The sequence below is a fragment of the Streptomyces sp. NPDC005393 genome (genome assembly GCF_040606675.1).
Lineage (GTDB): Bacteria > Actinomycetota > Actinomycetes > Streptomycetales > Streptomycetaceae > Streptomyces.
In genome coordinates this window covers 64,384-84,321 of record NZ_JBEXFG010000026.1, presented here as the reverse complement: position 1 = coordinate 84,321, position 19,938 = coordinate 64,384, and the positions used below count along the sequence as shown (strand labels likewise).

General features: G+C 74.3%; 3 protein-coding genes. 1 reads left to right on the top strand and 2 read right to left on the bottom strand.

Features of this window, described 5'->3' with window-relative positions:
• Window positions 1-182 precede the first annotated feature (182 nt).
• Window positions 183-431 carry a hypothetical protein gene (locus tag ABZS71_RS21655; protein WP_356212469.1) on the top strand — a complete coding sequence of 83 codons (249 nt, stop codon included), beginning with the start codon at window positions 183-185 and terminating at the stop codon, window positions 429-431.
• A 56-nt stretch (window positions 432-487) separates the two neighbouring features.
• Here the strand turns inward: ABZS71_RS21655 and ABZS71_RS21650 are convergent, their stop codons facing one another.
• Together ABZS71_RS21650 and ABZS71_RS21645 are read right to left on the bottom strand one after the other, a co-directional pair.
• Window positions 488-4,366, bottom strand: coding sequence for an alpha/beta fold hydrolase (locus tag ABZS71_RS21650; protein ID WP_356212466.1), 3,879 nt, complete (start codon window positions 4,364-4,366; stop codon window positions 488-490).
• Between the two features lie 14 nt (window positions 4,367-4,380).
• Entirely contained in the window at window positions 4,381-19,878 is a 15,498-nt protein-coding gene (locus ABZS71_RS21645; RefSeq protein WP_356212463.1) for a type I polyketide synthase, read from the bottom strand.
• Between the last annotated feature and the right edge of the window lie 60 nt (window positions 19,879-19,938).

The window sequence follows — 19,938 nt, the reverse complement described above, 5'->3', positions numbered from 1 at the left end:
GGATCACCACCGGACAAAGTACAGCGGGCGCGGTTGTCTGAACCGTGTCATCGGGTAGCGTCGAGCCTGAGCGGCAAGGAACCGATGGATTGCTGAGGTGATGTGTGTTTCGCGGCGCCGGGGACAGCTCGTTGAAAAGAAAAGGGTCAGCACCCGAGGCAGTGGTGGAGGAGCACGGTCGCATGCCAGCTGAACGAGAACTGATAGCGAGCGTCGAGCCGGACGGGCACCTGGAATTGTTCTCGCCGCGTACGGGAATGCGACATCGGTGCGGGCCGACGGGTACGACCATGTGGATCACGCTGCAGCAGCAGAATTGGCAGACCGCCCGCGCGGCGGAAGTCCTCGCCTCGCACTGGGGCACCGATCCCGACACCCTTCGCTGCGATCTCGACGCATGGGTCGGACATTTCCGGGCCGCGGGCAGCTGAGGCGCGCGGCCCCCCACGGGCGCGGAGCGCCGAAGCGTCCGCGCCCCGGGGCGCCGTCAGGCCGAGTCGTCGGAGGCATGCGGTACGAGGCGGGTCAGCCATGCGTCGATCGTCTCGGCGGTGGCGGTGGCCGATTCCTCCAGGATGGTGAAGTGGTTGCCGGGCACCTCGCGCAGCTCGTGGTCGCCGGCCCAGGTGGCGCGCCAGTCGTCCGTTCCGGCTCCGGTGGCGAACGACTGGGCGGGGCGGATGAAGAGCACCGGGGCGGACAGCGCGCCCGGCACACAGTCCACGATGAGATCGCTGTAGCGGCTCATGGCCGCGAGCCGTGCGGCGCTGAATCTGCCGAACGAGGACTCCCGGTCCAGCATGCCCTGGAACATCTGGCGCCACAGCTCGTCCTTGCCGTCGTCGCCGGGCAGATAGGTGTCCAGCAGCACGACGGCGGTGGCCGGGGTGCCCGCCTTCTCCAGCACCTCGGCGACCGCGTGGGCGAACTGGCCGCCCGAGGAGTAGCCGACCAGCACGAAGGGGTCCTCGCCCGCGAGCCCACGTACGCCCTCGACCAGCACCTCGACCGCGGCGTCGACCGACAGCGGCAGCGCCTCGTCCGGACCGAACCCCGGTACGGCGGGCACGCTCACCTCGCGACGGCCCCGGAAGAACGAGGCGAAGCGCGCGTACTGCTGGGCTCCGCCGAGTGCCATCGGGGACGGCAGGCAGATCAGCCGGGGCGGCTGCCCGCCCCGGGCGAGCCGCACCGGATCGGCCGGCCGCTTCAGCTCGGCGGCCGAGGAGAAGCCGGGCAGGATCTCGGCCACCGCGCTCAGCAGGTTGATGCCCTTCGGCATGCGGCCGTCGGCGGCGGCGCGGCGCAGTAGGCCGCTGATGGACTCCTGGTCCGCGACCGTGTCCGGCGCCGTCGTCTCCCCGCCGCCGTGCAGCAGGGTGTCGCCGAGGTGGGCGGCGAGTTCGGCCGGGGTGCCGTGGTCGAAGACGACACCGGCCGACAGGGTGGCCCCGGTGGCCGCGTTCAGCGCGTTGCGTAGCTCGGTCCCGGACACCGAGTCCATGCCGGCTTCCAGGAACGGGACGTCCGGCTCGACCGCGTCGGGTCCGGTGTGGCCGAGTAGGGCGGCCGTCCGAACGCGGACCAGATCGAGCAACAGCGCCTCCCGCTCGGCACCGGGCGCCGCCGCCAGCCGTTCACGCAGCGGTTCCTCACCGGCCGCGGCCGGTTCGGGGAGGGCGAGGGACGGGGCGCCGATGGTCAGCGCGACCGAGGCATCGAGCCAGTACCGCTGGTGCTGGAAGGCGTAGGTGGGCAGCGGGGCCCGTGCGGTGCCCGGGAACATCGCCCGCCAGTCGGGGGCCAGACCGTCCACGTACAGCCGTGCGACACCGGACAGCAGGGCGGTGGTCTCCGGGCCGCGCCGCCGCCCGAGGGGGATGAACGAGGCGGCCGACGGGTCGGCGCACTCCTGGGCCATCCCGGTCAGCACCGAGTCCGGGCCCAGTTCCACGAACCGGCTCACCCCGGCGCCGGTCAGTGCGCGTATCCCGGCGGCGAACCGGACCGGCTCCCGTACGTGGCGGACCCAGTAGCCGGGGTCGCACACCAGGTCGGCGGTGGCGAGCTCGCCGGTCACGTTGGACACCAGCGGGATGCGCGGCTCATGGAAGGTCACGCCCTCGGCCACGGCCCGGAAGTCCGCGAGCATGCCGTCCATCAGCGGGGAGTGGAAGGCGTGCGAGACCTTCAGCCGCTTGGTCTTCTCAAAGCCCTCGGCGATCCGGAGCGCCTCGGCCGCGTCTCCGGAAATCACCACCGAGGTGGGTCCGTTGACGGCGGCCAGGCCCACGCGCTCGCTCAAGTGCGGCCGTATCTCGTCCTCGGTGGCCTGGATGGCCACCATGGCGCCGCCGGGGGGCAGCGCCTGCATGAGCCGGCCGCGGGCGGCCACCAGGGTGCAGGCGTCCTCGAGGGTGAGCACCCCGGCCACATGGGCGGCGGCCAGCTCGCCGATCGAGTGTCCGGCGAGGTGGTCCGGGCGCAGCCCCCAGGACTCCAGCAGCCGGAACATGGCCACCTGGAAGGCGAAGAGACCGGTCTGCGCATAGCGCGTCCGGTCGACGAGTTCGGCGTCGGTGCCCGCGAGGACATCTGAGAGTCCGATGCCGAGCGCGGTGTCGATCTCGTCGAAGGCGGCGGCGAACGCGGAGTAGGCGGCGCGCAGTTCGGCGCCCATGGCCGGCCGCTGCGCCCCCTGCCCGGTGAACAGGAAGGCCGTGCGGGTGTGCGGGCGCGCCCGGCCGCTGACCGCCGCGGCCGACCCCTCCCCGGTGGCCAGGGCGCGCAAGCCCGCCAGCAGTGCGGCGCGGTCGGCGCCGACGACGGCCGCGCGGTGGTCGAAGACGGCGCGCCGCGTACCCAACGCCCGTGCCACGGCGGTGGTTTCGAGCTCGGGCCGGTCCTCGGCGAAGGCGCGGAGCCGCCTCCCCTGGGCGGGCAGCGCCTGCCCACCGCGCGCGGACAGCGGCCAGATGAGCATCGGCGCCACCGGATCGGGCTCCGGCTCCTCGGCGGGTGCGGCCTCGATGATGGTGTGCGCGTTGGTGCCGCTGATCCCGAACGAGGAGATGCCCGCCCGGCGCGGGCGGCCGTGCTCCGGCCAGGCCCGCTCCTCGGTGAGCAGCCGCACCTGGCCCGCCTCCCAGTCCACCTGCTGCGACGGCTCGTCCGCGTGCAGCGTCTTCGGCAGGACGCCGTGGCGCATCGCCATGACCATCTTGATGACCCCGGCCACACCCGCCGCGGTCTGGGTATGGCCGATATTGGACTTCACCGAGCCGAGCCACAGCGGGTGGCCGGCATCCCGGTCCTGGCCGTAGGTGGCGAGCAGCGCCTGCGCCTCGATCGGGTCGCCCAGCGTGGTGCCCGTGCCATGCGCCTCGACCACGTCCACGTCGGTGGCCGCCAGCCGCGCACTTGCCAGCGCCGCACGGATCACCCGTTGCTGGGACGGGCCGTTGGGCGCGGTCAGGCCGTTGGACGCGCCGTCCTGGTTGACGGCGGAGCCGCGGACCACCGCCAGCACCTGGTGGCCATGGCGGCGGGCGTCCGAGAGCCGCTCCACCACGAGCACACCGACGCCCTCGGCGAAGCCCGTGCCGTCCGCGTCCCGGGAGAAGGACCGGCACCGGCCGTCCGGGGACAGCGCGCCCTGGCGGCTGAACTCCACGAAGGTGCCGGGCGACGCCATCACCGAGACGCCGCCGACCAGGGCGAGGGTGGAGTCGCCCTGGCGCAGTGACTGGGCGGCCAGGTGGAGTGCCACCAGCGAGGAGGAGCACGCGGTGTCGATCGACAGCGTCGGGCCCTCCAGACCCAGGGTGTAGGCCACCCGGCCCGAGACGAGGGAACCGCTGCCGAAGCTGCCGAAGTAGTCGTGGTACATCACCCCGGCGAACACACCGGTCCGACTGCCCTTGAGCGACACCGGATCGATCCCCGCGCTCTCCAGCGCCTCCCACGAACCCTCCAGCAGCAACCGCTGCTGCGGATCCATCAACAAGGCCTCACGCGGACTGATCCCGAAGAATCCCGCGTCGAACTCCCCCGCGTCATGCAGGAACCCGCCCTCGGCCGTATAGGACGTGCCCGGGGCGCCCCGCTCGGGGTCGTAGAGGTCCTCGTCCCAGCCGCGGTCGGCGGGGAACGGCGTGATGCCGTCCCCGCCCCGGGTCACCAGGTCCCACAGCTCCTCGGGGGAACGGACCCCGCCCGGGTAGCGGCAGGCCATTCCCACGATCGCGATCGGCTCGCGCAGGGTCGCGGTCAGTGTGCGGTTCTGCTCGCGCAGCCGCTCGGTCTCCTTGAGCGAAGCGCGGAGCGCTTCGAGCATCCTGGTGTCCGGCGTCTCGGGCTGAGCCACGTTCCCACTCCTTGTCACAGGGCGTCGTCATCCCCGACGAGATCGTCGAGAGCCAGGCTGATCAGGCTTTCGGCGTCCATGGCGTCGATCGACTCGCGACCGCCGCCACCGTCGCCCCCGTCCGGGCCCCGGTCGCCGGTGGCGTCGGCGCCCGGACTCAGGCCGGCCAGTTCGAGCAGGCTGTCCATCAGCCCGGAGTCGCGCAGCTTGGCCAGCGGTATCGCCACCAGGGCCCGGCGGACGGCGTCCTCCTCGCCACCGGAACCGGACCGCTCGGCGGGTGCCAATCCGGTGGCGAGGTGCTCGGCCAGCACCAGCGGGCTCGGGTAGTCGAAGATCAAGGTGGCGGGCAGCCGCAGCCCGGTCACCTCGTTGAGGCGGTTGCGGAACTCCACGGCGGTCAGCGAGTCGAAGCCCAGGTCGGTGAAGGCCGGATCCGGGTCCACCTCCTCGATCCCCAGGACCTGCGCCGCCTGTTCACGGACCAGGTCCAGCAGCATCGGCATCCGCTCCTCGGCCGCGAGGGCGGCCAGATCGCGCCGCAGGGCGGCCGACGCCGTGGACGCCGCCCGCGCCACCCGGTGCGAGGACCGGACCAGACCGCGCAGCAGCGGCGGGATCCGGCCGCTCCTGCCGATGGCGGCCAGGTCCAGCTGGGCGGGCATCAGCACGGCCTCGTCATGGCCGACCGAGGCGTCGAACAGGGCGAGTCCGGCGTCCTCGGCGAGCGCGATGACGCCCGCCTGTGCCATCCGCCGGATGTCGGTGTCGCTGAGCCGGTCGGCCATGCCACCACCCGCCCAGGTGCCCCAGGCCAGGGAGGCCGCGGGCAGGCCCTGCGCCCGGCGGTGGGCGGCCAGGGCGTCGAGGTAGGCGTTGGCGGCGGCGTAGCTGCCCTGTCCGGGGCCGCCCAGCAGACCGGACGCCGAGGAGAACAGGACGAACGCCGTGAGCTTGTGGTCCCGGGTCAGCTCGTGGAGGTTCCACGCCGCGTCCACCTTCGGACGCAGCACGGTGTCCATGCTCTCCGGGGTCAGCGATGTGATGGTGGCGTCGTCGAGCACACCGGCCGCGTGGACGACGGCGGACACCGGATACGCGGCGAGCACCCGCCCCAGCGCCTCGCGGTCCGCCGCGTCGCAGGCCACGACGGCCACGTCGGCGCCGAGCCCGGTGAGTTCCCTGGTGAGCTCGGCCGCCTCGGGGGCGTCCGGGCCGCGCCTGCTGAGCAGCAGCAGCTCCGGCACCTGGTGTGCGGTGACCAGATGGCGTGCCACCGCCCGGCCCAGCGCACCGGTTCCGCCGGTGATCAGAACGCGTCCGGACCACTCGCCGGAGCTCTGCTCCGCGGGCCGCGCGGCCCGGACGAGCCGTGGTGTGCTGAGGGCGCCGGAGCGCACCGCCACCTGGGGCTCGCCGGTCGCGACGGCCCGCGGCAACAGCCGGTACGCGTCGGGCCCGTCGATGTCGACCAGGACGATCCGCCCCGGGTGCTCGGACTGCGCGGACCGCAGCAGACCCCACGCGGCCGCGCCGCCCAGGTCGGTGATGTCCTCGCCCGCGACGGAGACCGCGCCACAGGTCACCAGGGTCAGGGTGGAGGTCTCGTAGCGCTCGTCGGCCAGCCAGGACCGCACCCGGCCCAGCAGCGTGTGCAGACCGTCGCGGACCGCCGGGGGCTCGCCGCCACTCGTGTGGACGAGGACGACGGTGTCGAGGGTGTCCCCGGGCGCGGACGCGGCCTCGTCGAGGTCCGTGGCCGCGATGACCTCGGCGACCTCGGCGGTCAGGGCGTCGGCCGGCGCCGTGCCGCCGCTGCCGAGAACGGCCCACCGTCCGGCGGAGGGTGTGGTGTCGCTCGGCGCGCCGACCCACTCAAGGGCGAACAGCGCGTCGTGTCCGCCGGCCGCGGCGGCGGCCGGCCTGCCGGCGGAGATCTCCCGCAGGGACAGCGACTCGACCCGGACCACCGGGGTCCCTGCGGTGTCGGTGGCCTCGATGGTCACCGCTTCGGGGCCGTGGGGGGCGATCCGTACGCGCAGGGCGGTGGCGCCCACGGCGTGCAGGTGGACACCGCTCCAGGCGAACGGGAGTGTCATGCGCTCCTTCACCCCGTCGCGCAACCCGATGGCGTGCAGCGCGGAGTCGAAGAGCGCGGGGTGCAGTCCGAGGCCGGCCATCTCGCCCTCGGGCGCGACGGCGACCTCCGCGAACACCTCATCGCCCCGGCGCCAGGCCGCGCGCAGCGCCTGGAACCTCGGCCCGTAGCCGGCGCCGAGGTCGGCGAGCCGCTCGTAGGTGCCGTCCAGGTCGAGCGGTGTGGCGCCGGCGGGCGGCCAGGCCTTCAGGTCGTACGACACCGCCACCGGCGCCTCGCGCAGCACACCGGTGGCGTGGGTGGTCCACGGGTCGCCGTCGGCCGCGGCGGAGTACACGCGGAAGGCACGGCCGCCGATGGCGTCGGGCTCGCCGACGGTGCACTGGAGCCGTACGGCGCCGCCCTCGGGGAGCACCAGCGGCTCGCCGATGGTCAGTTCCTCGACCGTGCCGCACCCGACGCGGGCGCCGGCGGCCAGCGCCATCTCCACGAACGCCGTACCGGGCAGCAGCACGAGGCCGCCGATGGCGTGGTCCGCGAGCCACGGGTGGTCGCGCAGCGACAGATGGCCGGTGTACAGCGTCCCGTCGGCTCCGGCCAGTTCCACGGCCGTGCCGAGCAGCGGATGGTCGGCGGAGCCGCCGTAGGCCGCGGCGTCGCTGTCCATCCAGTACCGGGTGCGCTGGAAGGCGTAGGTCGGCAGGTCGACCCCGGCGCCGTCCGGCAGCAGCCGCGTCCAGTCGACGGCGGCGCCGTGGACGTGCAGCGCGGCCAGCGCGGTGAGCGCCGCCACCGGCTCGTCCTTGTCCTTGCGCAGCAGCGGGACGACGGCGGCGTCGCCGCGCAGCGACTCGGCGGCCATGGCGGTCAGCACACCGCCCGGTCCGATCTCGACGAACCGCTGGACGCCCATGTCCTCCAGGACGCGTACGGCGTCGGCGAAGCGGACGGCGAAGCGCGCGTGGCGGACCCAGTACCCGGGCGAGCACAGCTCGTCGGGGGCGGCCTGCTCACCGGTCAGCGTGGAGACCAGGGGGATCCGCAGCGGATGGTAGGTGAGCCCCTCCGCGATCCGCCGGAACTCCTCCAGCGCGGGCTCCATGAGGCAGGAGTGGAAGGCGTGGCTGACGGCGAGTTCCTTGGTGCGCTCGAAGCCGCCGACGATGGCCCGTACGGCCTCGGCCTCACCCGAGATCACCACCGCATCGGGCCCGTTGACCGCGGCGATGCTCACCCGGTCGGTCAGCAGCGGCGCGACCTCGTCCTCGGTCGCCTTGACGGCCACCATGACACCGCCCTCGGGCAGCGCCTGCATCAGCCGGCCGCGGGCCGCGACGAGCGCGGCGGCGTCCGCCAGCGACCACACCCCGGCCACATGGGCGGCGGCGAACTCGCCGATGGAGTGGCCGGCGAGCAGGTCGGGCCTGATCCCCCAGGACTCCAGGAGCCGGTAGAGGGACACCTCGACGGCGAACAGGGCGGGCTGGGTGTACTCGGTGCGCTCCAGCAGCTCGGCGGAGGCGATCGCCTCCCGCAGCGGCCGGTCCAGCAGCGGGTCCAGGTGTCCGCACACCTCGTCGAAGGCGCGGGCGAAGACCGGGAACGCCTCGGCGAGCGCGGCACCCATGGCGGCGCGCTGCGACCCCTGTCCGGAGAAGAGGAACGCGAGCTTGCCGACGGTCGCGGTGCCCGTCGTCACGGCCGGCGAGGTGGCGCCGTCGGCCACGCTCCGCACTGCGCGCAGGAGTTCGTCCAGGTCCCGGCCGACGACGGCCGCCCGGTGGGTGAGCGCGGCCCGCGTGGTGGCGAGCGCGCCCGCCACCTGGTGCGGATCGGTGTCCGGGCTGCCCGCCAGATGGTCCAGCAGCCGGGCGGCCTGGGCGCGCAGCCCCTCACGGCTGTGGCCGGACAGCAGCCACGGGATGGCCGTGACGGGCGCCGGGGCGCTCGGCTCGGCCTCGGGACCGTCGGCCGCCGGGGCGGCCTCGATGACCACATGGGCGTTGGTGCCGCTGATGCCGAACGAGGAGACACCGGCGCGGCGCGGATGGCCGTACGCGGGCCACTCCCGCGCCTCCGTCAGCAGCCGGACGTGGCCGGCCTCCCACTCCACATGCCGCGACGGCTCGTCCACGTGCAGGGTCCTGGGCAGGACGCCGTTGCGGATGGCCTGCACCATCTTGATCACACCGGCGACACCGGCCGCGGCCTGGGCGTGGCCGATGTTGGACTTGATGGAGCCGAGCCACAGCGGGCGCTCCTCGGTGTGCTCCGCGCCGTACGTGGCGATCAGCGCCTGGGCCTCGATCGGGTCGCCGAGGGTGGTGCCGGTGCCGTGCGCCTCGACCACGTCGACCTCACCGGCGGGTACGCCCGCGGCGCTCAGCGCCCGGCGGACGACCCGCTGCTGGGCGGGGCCGTTGGGGGCGGTGAGGCCGTTGGAAGCACCGTCCTGGTTGACCGCGGTGCCACGCAGCACCGCCAGCACCCGGTGGCCGTTGCGGCGGGCGTCGGAGAGCCGCTCCAGCAGCAGGACGCCGGCGCCCTCGCCGAAGCCGGTGCCGCTCGCCGAGTCGGCGAACGGACGGCACCGGCCGTCCCGGGACAGCCCGCGGTGGCGGCTGAACTCGACAAAGGTGCCGGGGGTCGCCATGACCGTCACACCGCCGGCGAGCGCCAGCGAGCAGTCGCCCTGGCGCAGCGATTGGGCCGCGAGGTGCATGGCCACCAGGGAGGACGAGCACGCGGTGTCCACCGACAGGGTCGGCCCCTCCAGGCCGAGGGTGTAGGCCACCCGGCCGGATACCACGCTGCCGGAGCCGAAGCTGCCGAAGTAGTCATGGTACATGACGCCCGCGAACACACCGGTCGAGCTCCCGCGCAGGGCGGCCGGGTCGATGGCGGCGCGCTCCAGAGCCTCCCAGGAGATCTCCAGCAGCAGCCGCTGCTGGGGGTCGGTGACCAGCGCCTCCTCGGCGTCCATGGCGAAGAACCCGGCGTCGAAGTCGGCGGCGTCGTAGAGGAATCCGCCCTCGCGGGTGTAGCTGGTGCCGGGGCGGTCCAGGGTCGGGTCGTAGATCGCGTCCAGTTCCCAGCCGCGGTCGGCCGGGAACGCGCCGATGGCGTCGGTCTCCTCGGCCACCAGCCGCCACAGGTCCTCCGGCGAGGTGACCCCGCCGGGGAAGCGGCAGCTCATGCCGATGATGGCGATGGGGTCGTCATCGGCCGCGGCGGCCGTGGGGACGGGCCGCCGGTCGGCCTTGAGGCCGACGAGCTCGCCGAGCAGAAAGCCGGCCAGATCGGCCGGGGTCGGGTGGTCGAACACCAGCGTCGCGGGGAGGCGCAGGCCGGTGGCCGCCGTGAGGCCGTTGCGCAGTTCGACCGCGGCCAGCGAGTCGAAGCCGAGGTCGCGGAAGGGCAGGTGCCTGCCCACCGCCTCGGCGGACCGGTAGCCGAGGATCGTGGCGACATGCGCCTGGACGAGCTCCACCAGGACCGGCTCGCGCTCGCTGTCCAGCATCCCGGCCAGCCGGTCGCGCAGCGAGTCCGCGCCGCCCGCGGGCCGTGCGGACGCGCTCTGCCGCTGTACGGGGACCAACGCGCGGAACAGCGGGGAGAGCCCGTCGCCCTGGGCACGCAGCCCGGCGGTCTCCAGCTTGACCGGCAGAACGGCCGGATCGGGGCCGCGCAGGGCCGCGTCGAAGAGGGCCAGGCCCTCCTCCGTCGCCAGCGGTGCGACACCGCCGCGGGCGATGCGCGAGCGGTCGGTGTCGTCCAGGGTGCCGGTCATGCCGCTCGCCTGTGCCCACAGACCCCACGCCAGGGAGTGCGCGGGCAGCCCGAGCGCCCGCCGGTGTGTGGCCAGCGCGTCGAGGAAGGCATTGGCGGCGGCGTAGTTGGCCTGGCCGGGCGATCCGAGTGTGGCGGCGGCCGACGAGAACAGGACGAAGGCCTTGAGGCCGAGGCCGGCCGTGAGCTCGTGCAGATGCCACGCCGCGTCCACCTTGGGGCGGAAGACGGTGTCCAGCCGCTCGGGGGTGAGCGAGGAGAGCACACCGTCGGCGAGCACACCGGCCGCGTGCACCACGGCGGTCAGCGGCCGCTGTGCCGGGATGCCGTCGAGGACGGCGGCGAGGGCCGAGCGGTCCGCCACATCGCAGGCGGCCGTGTGCACCTCGGCGCCCAGCTCCGTCAGTTCGGCGACGAGCTCGGTGTCCGCGCCACGGCGGCTGAGCAGCAGCAGATGGCGGACGCCCCGGTCGGTGACCAGATGACGGGCGATCAGCCCGCCGAGCGCGCCGGTGGCGCCGGTCAGCAGGACGGTGCCGTCACCGAAGGCGGCCTGCGCCTCCGCGTCCTCACCGCCCTGGGTGTCCTGTGCGTTCTGGGCGGGCGGCTCGGTCCTGGTGAGCCGGGGTACGTGGACGGCGCCGGCGCGGAGCGCCACATGCGGTTCCCCCACGGCGACGGCCGCGGCCAGCTGCTCGTCGAAGAGCGCATCGGGGCAGGTGTCCGCGTCGAGTTCGACGAGCAGGATCCGGTCGGGGTTCTCGGACTGGGCGGAGCGCACCAGACCGCCGGCCGCCGCACCGGCCGGGTCGCCGCCGGCGACCACGACCAGGGTCGCGTCGGCGAGGTCCTCGTCGGCGAGCCGCTCGCGCAGCGCGGCGAGGACGGTGTCGACGCCGGCCCGTACCTCCTCGGCGCTCGTGCCCGACGGGGCACGCACCACCTCCAGGCGCGGGGCATCGGCGCTCTGCGCGGCGGGCGCCGGCGCGGCGATCCACTCCACCCGGTAGAGGGAGCTCGCGCGGGACGAGCGGGCGGCGGCGGCGAGCGCCTCGGTCGAGATCGGCCGCAGCGCGAGCGCGTCCACGGTCGCGACGGGCGCGCCGGTCGGGTCGGCGAGGGCCAGGGAGACCGTTCCCTCCTGGCCGGTGGGCCGCATCAGGACCCGCAGCTCGGTGGCGCCGGTCGCGTGCAGGTGCACACCGGACCAGGCGAACGGCAGCAGCGCCGTGTCAACGGCGGTGTCGGTGAGGCTGACGGTGTGCAGCGCGGCGTCCGACAGGGCCGGGTGGAGGCCGAATCCGTCGACCTGGCCGCTCACGGCCACCTCGGCGTAGATGTCCTGACCGCTGCGCCACGCCGCCTTGAGGCCCTGGAACATCGGACCGTACGTCAGGCCGACGTCGGCCAGCTCCTCGTACAGCCCCTCCAGCGCGACCGGCTCGGCCCCCGCGGGCGGCCACGCCGTGAGGCCGGTGTCCGCCGCCGGGGCGCCCGCGGGGGCGAGCAGACCGTCGGCGTGGCGGGTCCAGGGGAGGTCGTCCGCCGGGCTCTCGGGGCGTGCGTACACGGTCACCGGGCGGGTCCGGTCCTCGGCCTCGCCGACGACGACCTGGAGCTGCACCGCGCCATGGGCCGGGAGCACCAGCGGCGCCTCGATGGTCAGTTCCGCGACCCGGGCGCAGCCGACCTGGTCACCGGCGCGCAGCGCCAGTTCGAGATAGCCGGTGCCGGGGAACAGCAGCTCCCCGCCCACCACATGGTCGGCGAGCCAGGGGTGGGTGCCGGCCGACAGCCGGCCGGTGAGCACCACGCCGTCGCCGTCCGCGCGCACCATGGCCGCGCTGAGCAGGGAGTGGTCCGTCGGGGCGAGACCCGCGGAGGTCACATCGCCGCTGCCGGAGGCGCTGTCCATCCAGTACCACTCGTGCTGGAAGGCGTAGGACGGCAGATCGACTTGGTGTGGTGTGCGGCCGTCGAGCACGGCGTTCCAGTCGACGGTCACCCCGTGGGCGAACGCCTCGCCGAGGGCGGTGACGAACCGGGTCCGGCCGCCGTCGTCGCGGCGCAGCGAGCCGATGGCGGCCACGCCGTCGTCGGTCTCCTGGATGCCGACGGTCAGCACCGGGTGCGGGCTGGCCTCGATGAACAGGGTGTGGCCGTTGCCGATGGCGTCCTTGACGGCCCTCTCGAAGAGCACGGTGCCGCGCAGATTGGTGTACCAGTACTCGGCGTCCAACGCCCCGGTGTCGATGAGGCCGCCGGTGACGGTCGAGTAGAAGGGCACCTCGCAGGCGCGCGGGCGGACCTCGGCCAGGACGTCCAGCAACCGCTCGCGGATGGACTCCACATGGGCGGAGTGCGAGGCGTAGTCCACCGGCAGCCGCTTGGCCCGGACCTTCTCCTTCTTCAGCTGCGCCTGGAGCCGGTCCAGGGCGTCGGCGTCACCGGAGACCACCGTGGAGCCGGCGCCGTTGACGGCGGCGAGGGAGATGCGGCCCTCCCATGCCGCGAGCCGCTCCTCGATCCGTGCCGCCGACTCGGCGACCGACATCATGCCGCCCCCGCCGGAGAGGTCCTCGGCGATGGCCTTGCTGCGCAGGGTGACGACACGGGCGCCGTCCTCCAGCGAGAGGGCGCCGGCGACGCACGCCGCCGCGATCTCGCCCTGGGAGTGGCCGATCACCGCGGCGGGGCGCACCCCGTACTCCCGCCAGGTGTGCGCGAGGGACACCATGACGGCCCACAGCAGCGGCTGGACGACGTCCACCCGGTCGAGCGGTCCGCGCAGCTCCGCCAGCAGGTCCCAGTCGGTGAACGGCGCGCACGCGGCGGCGCACTCGGCCATCCGGGCGGCGAACGCCGGTGAGGAGTCGAGGAGTTCGGTGGCCATTCCGGACCACTGCGAGCCCTGACCGGGGAAGACGAACACCGGCCGGACCTGGCCGGAGGCGCTGCCCTCGGCCATGCCGGGGGCGGTGGTCCCGGCGGCCAGGGCGGCCAGCGCGTCGCGCAGTTCGGTGCCGTCGGCGCGGACGAGGGCGGCCCGGTGGCCGAAGTGGGCGCGGGTGGTGGCCAGTGAGAAGCCGATGTCGGAGGGGTCCAGCCGCGGGTGTGCGTCGAGGTGGGAGAGGAGCCGCGCCGCCTGGGCGGGCAGCGCCTCCGGGGTCTTCGCGGTCAGCAGCCACGGCAGGGCCACTTCGGTAGGGGCGTCCCCGTCGGGCCGGGCCGGGGAGGCGGTGCGCGGCGGCTGCTCGATGATGGCGTGGGCGTTGGTGCCGCTGATGCCGAACGAGGAGACGGCGGCGCGGCGCGGGCGGCCGGGCTCGGGCCACTCGCGGGCCTCGGTGAGCAGTTCCACCGCGCCCGCCGACCAGTCCACCTGGTCCGACGCCTCGTCCACGTGCAGCGTCTTCGGGAGGACGCCATGGCGCATCGCCATGACCATCTTGATGACACCGGCGACACCGGCGGCCGCCTGGGTGTGGCCGATGTTCGACTTGATGGACCCCAGCCACAGCGGCGTGTCCCCGGGCCGGTCCTGGCCGTAGGTGGCGAGCAGCGCCTGCGCCTCGATCGGGTCGCCCAGTGTGGTGCCGGTGCCGTGCGCCTCGACCACGTCGACATCGGCCGGGGACAGCCGGGCGCTCTCCAGCGCCTGCTGGATCACCCGCTGCTGGGACGGGCCGTTGGGCGCGGTCAGGCCGTTGGAGGCGCCGTCCTGGTTGACGGCGGTGGAGCGGACCACGGCCAGCACCTGGTGGCCGTTGCGGCGGGCGTCCGAGAGCCGCTCCACCACGAGCATACCGACGCCCTCACCCCATACGGTGCCGCCGGCGGAGGTGGCGAAGGCGCGGCAGACCCCGTCGGGCGCGAGCGCGCCCTGGCGGCTGAACTCGATGAACGTCTCGGGCGTGGCCATCACGGCGACGCCGCCGACGAGGGCGAGCGAGGTCTCGCCCTGGCGCAGCGACTGGGCGGCCAGGTGGAGTGCCACCAGCGAGGAGGAGCACGCGGTGTCGATCGACAGCGTCGGGCCCTCCAGACCCAGGGTGTAGGCCACCCGGCCCGAGACGAGGGAGCCACTGCCGAAGCTGCCGAAGTAGTCGTGGTACATCACCCCGGCGAACACACCGGTCCGACTGCCCTTGAGCGAGACCGGATCGATCCCCGCGCTCTCCAGCGCCTCCCACGAACCCTCCAGCAGCAACCGCTGCTGCGGATCCATCAACAACGCCTCACGCGGACTGATCCCGAAGAACCCCGCGTCGAACTCCCCCGCGTCATGCAGAAACCCGCCCCGCCGCACATAGCTGGTGTCGGGCCGCTCGCGGGTGGGGTCGTAGACGCGGTCGATGTCCCAGCCGCGGTTCTCGGGGAAGGTGGAGATGGCGTCGGTGCCATCGGCGACCAGCCGCCACAGGTCCTGCGGGGTGCGCACCCCGCCCGGGTAGCGGCAGGCCATGCCGACGATGGCCAGCGGCTCGTCGGCGCGTACCGCTGTGGTGCGGCCGGCCGTGCGCGGTCCGGTGCGCTCGCCGCTGAGCCGGGTGTCGAGATAGGCGGCCAGCGCGCCCGGTGACGGATAGTCAAAGATCAGCGTAGCGGGCAGCCGCTGCCCTGTTTCGGCGGAGAGCGCGTTGCGCAGTTCGATGGCGGCCAGCGAGTCGAAGCCGAAGTCCTTGAAGGCCCGTTCGGGGTCGATGGCCTCCGGGGTGCTGTGGCCGAGGACGATCGCGACCTGGGCGCGGACCACGCGCAGCAGCGCCTCGGTCCGCTCCTCGTCGCCGAGCCCGGCCAGGCGGTCGGCGAAGGAGACGTCGGCGCCCTCGGCGGCGGCCTCGCGGCGGACCGTACGGCCGGCGAGCGCACGGAACACCGGTGCGAGACCGGCGCCCTGGGCGCGCAGCGCGGACAGGTTGAGGCGTACGGGCGCGAGCGCCGGAAGCGCGGCGCGGCGCGCCAGGTCGAAGAGGGCCACGCCCTCCTCGGCGGACAGCTCGGTCATACCGCCGCGGGAGATCCTGGCCCGATCGGCGGAGTCGAGGCCGCTGGTCATGCCGCCGGTCGGGGCCCAGGGACCCCAGGCCAGCGAGAGCGCGGGGGCGCCCTGGGCGCGCCGGTGGACGGCGAGCGCGTCGAGGAAGGCGTTGGCGGCGGCGTAGTTGCCCTGGCCGGGCGCGCCGACCACACCGGCGACCGACGAGAACAGCACGAACGCCCGCAGGTCCTGGCCCGCGGTGAGCTCGTGCAGGTGGAGCGCGCCATCGGCCTTGGGCCGCAGTACGGCGTCGAGCCGCTCGGGGGTGAGCGAGGCGACCACACCGTCGTCGAGGGTTCCGGCGGCGTGGACGACGGCGGTGAGCGGGTGGCCGCCCGGGACGGCGGCGAGGACGGCGGCGAGCGCGTCGCGGTCCGCCACATCGCAGGCGTGGACGGTCGCCTCGGCGCCGAGCTCGGCGAGTTCGCCGACCAGGCCGTTGGCGGCGCCGCTCCGGCTGAGCAGCATGAGCCTGCGGACACCGAGGTCGCGGACGAGGTGCCGGGCGATCACGGGGCCGAGGCCGCCGGTCGCGCCGGTGAGCAGCACGGTGCCCTCGGGGTCGAGCGCGGCGGCCGGGTCGGTGGCGGTCTCGGCGCGGGTCAGCCGGGCGGCGTACGCGGCGCCGTCGCGGATCGCGACCTGCGGTTCGCCGGAGGCGAGCACCGGGGCGAGCACCATGTCGGGATCGGTGCCGGCGTCGAGGTCGAGCAGGACGAACCGGTCGGGGTTCTCCGACTGGGCCGAGCGCACCAGGCCCCAGACGGCGGCGCCCGCGAGGTCCGCCACGTCCTCCCCACCGACCGGGACCGCGCCACGGGTGACCACGACGAGGGGGCCGGGGGCGTCGGACTGGAGCGCGTCGAGCGCCGCGTGGGTGGAGGCCCGTACGGCGTCGGGGCCGGTCCCGGGGACGCTCACCAGCGTGCGGTACTCGGCCTGGGGGGCTTGGTCGTCGAGCCGTACGGGCTGCCAGCCCAGCTGGAACAGGGCGTCGGCGTAGTCGTCCCGGGCGGAGCGCAGACGGGTCAGCGGCCGGGAGGCGAGCGAGGCCACGGTGGCGACGGGCGCGCCGGTGGCGTCGGCCAGGTCGACCGAGAAGGAGTGGGTGCCGGTCGCGGTCAGCCGCACCCGCAGCACCGAGGCGCCGACGGCGTGCAGCGAGACGCCGGCGAACATGAAGGGCAGCCGCGCGGTCTCGTCGTCCGAGCCGTCGCCGAGCAGGGCGAGGGCGTGCAGCGCGGCGTCGAAGGCCGCGGGGTGCAGTCCGAAGCGGCCGGCGTCGGCGGCGGGCCGCTCGGGCAGCCGGACCTCGGCGAAGAGCACATCGTCCCTCTTGTAGGCGGCGGCCAGGCCCTGGAAGGCGGGGCCGTAGTGCAGACCGGAGGCGGCGTGGCGCTCGTAGAGGCCGTCGACGAGCAGTTCCTGGGCCCCGGGCGGGGGCCATTCGGCGAGGCGCTCCCCCGGCTCGGCGGGCGCGTCGCTGAGCAGTCCGCTCGCGTGGAGGGTCCACGGCTGGTCGGCGGGCGCGTTCTCGGCGCGCGCGTACACGGTGACGGTCCGGCTTCCGGCGGCGCCGGGGACGCCCACGGTGACCTGGACGCGCATGGCGTCGTCCCGGGGCAGCACCAGGGGCACTTCGAGGGCCAGTTCCTCCAGGTGGCCGCAGCCGACCTGGTCGCCCGCGCGGATGGCGAGCTCGACCATGGCGGTGCCGGGCACCACCACGTTGTCGCCGACCACATGGTCGGCGAGCCAGGGGTGGGTGCGCACCGCGAGCCGGCCGGTGAGGACCGCACCGTCGGAGTCGGCGAGCATGGTGGCCGCGCCGAGCAGGGGGTGGTCGGCGGAGTCGAGGCCCGCGGAGGTGACATCGCCGGTGGTGGCGGTGGTCTCGGGCCAGAACCGCTCGCGCTGGAAGGCGGTGGTGGGCAGGTCGATCCGGCCGGCCCCGGTGAACAGGGTGGACCAGTCGGGCGAGCGGCCGGTGATGTGGAGCTGGGCGACGGCGGTCAGCAGGGTCTCGGTCTCGGCGCGCTCCCGGCGGGTGGCCGCTGTGAGCACGGCGTCACCGGACTCCAGGCACTCCTGGGCCATCGCGGTGAGCACGGCGTCCGGGCCGAGTTCGAGGTAGCGGGTGACGCCCGCGGCCTCCAGGGTGCGGATGCCGTCGTGGAAGCGGACCGCCTCGCGGACGTGACGGACCCAGTACTCCGGGGTGGTGAGGTCGTCCCCGGCGAGCTCGCCGGTCACATTGGAGACGACGGGAATGGCGGGCGCCGCGTAGCCGATGCTCTCGGCGACGTGACGGAACTCGGCGAGCATCGGCTCGATCAGCGGCGAGTGGAAGGCATGGGACACCGGGAGCCGCTTGGTCTTCTCGAACCCGGCGGCCAGCGCCACCACGGCGTCCTCGTCACCCGAGACGACCACGGAGCGCGGTCCGTTGACGGCGGCGATGCTGACGCCGTCGGTCAGCAGCGGGGCCACCTCGGCCTCGGTGGCCCGTACGGCGACCATCGCACCGCCGGTGGGCAGCGCCCCCATCAGCCGGCCGCGCGCGGCGACCAGCCGGCAGGCGTCCTCCAGGGTGAGCACACCGGCGACGTGGGCGGCGGCCAGCTCGCCGATGGAGTGGCCGGCGAGGAAGTCGGGCGTGAGCCCCCAGGACTCGACGAGCCGGTAGAGCGCCACCTCGACCGCGAACAGCGCGGTCTGGGTGCGGGCGGTCCGGTTGAGCGGCTCGGGGTCGGTGCCGAAGACCAGCTCCCGCAAGCCCTCGTCGACGTGGCCGCAGATCGCGTCGAAGGCCCGCGCGAACGCCGGGAACTCCTCGTACAGCTCCCGGCCCATGCCCGCGCGCTGCGAGCCCTGACCGGTGAACAGGAACGCGGTCTGCCCCTTGACCGTACGGCCGCGCGGGGCGCCGCCGGAGCCGTCGGCCACCTCGGCGAGGCCACTCAGCAGCTGTGCGCGGTCCCGGCCGAGCACCACGGCCCGGTACTGATGGGCGGTCCGGGTGGTCGCGAGCGCGTGGCCGACGTCCACGATGTCGTCGGCGGCCACCGCGGTGAGCAGCCGGGCGGCCTGCTCGCGCAGCGCTTCGGCGGTCCGTCCGGAGACCAGCCACGGGACGGTCGACGGGGCGGTACGGGGCGGCGCGGGCTCGGCGGTCTCGTCGGTCTTGTCGGGCTCGGCGGCCGGTGCCTGCTCGATGATGGTGTGCGCGTTGGTGCCACTGGCGCCGAAGGAGGAGATCGCGGCGCGGCGGGGGCGGTCCAGCTCCGGCCATGCCCGCTCCTCGGTGAGCAGCCGCACCTGGCCGGCCGTCCAGTCCACCTGGGAGGACGGCTCGTCGACGTGGAGTGTGCGCGGCAGGACGCCGTGGCGCATCGCCATGACCATCTTGATGACACCGGCCACACCGGCGGCTGCCTGGGTGTGGCCGATGTTGGACTTGACGGACCCCAGCCACAGCGGGTGGCCGGTGTCCCGGTCCTGGCCGTAGGTGGCGAGCAGCGCCTGCGCCTCGATCGGGTCGCCCAGCGTGGTACCGGTGCCATGCGCCTCGACCATGTCCACATCGCCCGTCGACAGCCGTGCGCTCGCCAGCGCCTGACGGATCACCCGCTGCTGCGAGGGGCCATTGGGCGCCGTCAGACCATTGGACGCGCCGTCCTGATTGACGGCCGAGCCCCGCACGACCGCCAGCACCTCATGGCCGTGGCGCCGGGCGTCCGACAGCCGCTCCAGCAGCAGCATGCCGACGCCCTCGCCCCAGCCGGTGCCGTCCGCGGTGTCCGCGAACGACTTGCAGCGGCCGTCGAGGGCGAGACCGCGCTGCCGGCTGAAGGCGACGAAGGAACCCGGGGTGGACATCACGGTGGCGCCGCCCGCGAGCGCCAGCGTGCACTCCTTCTGGCGCAGCGACTGCACGGCCAGGTGCAGGGCGACCAGCGCGGAGGAGCACGCGGTGTCGATGGTGACCGAGGGGCCCTCGATGCCGAGGGTGTAGGAGATCCGGCCGGAGATGACCGCCGCGAGCGCTCCGGTGCCCAGGGCCGCCTCGGTGTCCTGCTCCATCTTCTGCAGCAGGTCGCGGTAGTCCTGGCCGTTGGTGCCCGCGAACACCCCGACCCGGCCGCCGTGCACCGAGTCCGGGGCGATCCCCGCGCGCTCCAGCGCCTCCCAGGACGCCTCCAGCAGCAGCCGCTGCTGCGGGTCCATCGCCACGGCCTCGCGCGGCGAGATGCCGAAGAAGTCGGGCTCGAAGTCGCCGGCGTCGTACAGGAAGCCACCGCGCCGCACATAGCCCTTGCCCGTGGCGTCGGGGTCCGGGTCGTACAGCGACTCGATGTCCCAGCCGCGGTTGTCGGGGAAGTCGCCGATGGCGTCGGTGCCCTCCCGCACCAGCCGCCACAGGTCCTCCGGGGAGCCGACCCCGCCGGGGAAGCGGCAGCTCATCCCGACGATGGCGATCGGTTCCTGGTCCTCGGTCTCCACCTCGCGCAGCCGCTGCCGGGTCTGGTGCAGATCCGCGGAGACCCGCTTGAGGTAGGAGAGCAGCTTGTCGTCGTTGGTCATCGCGTATCGCCACTTCTGTGCGGAACGGTTGGCTGCGGGCGCGCGGACAGTCGCGGGCGG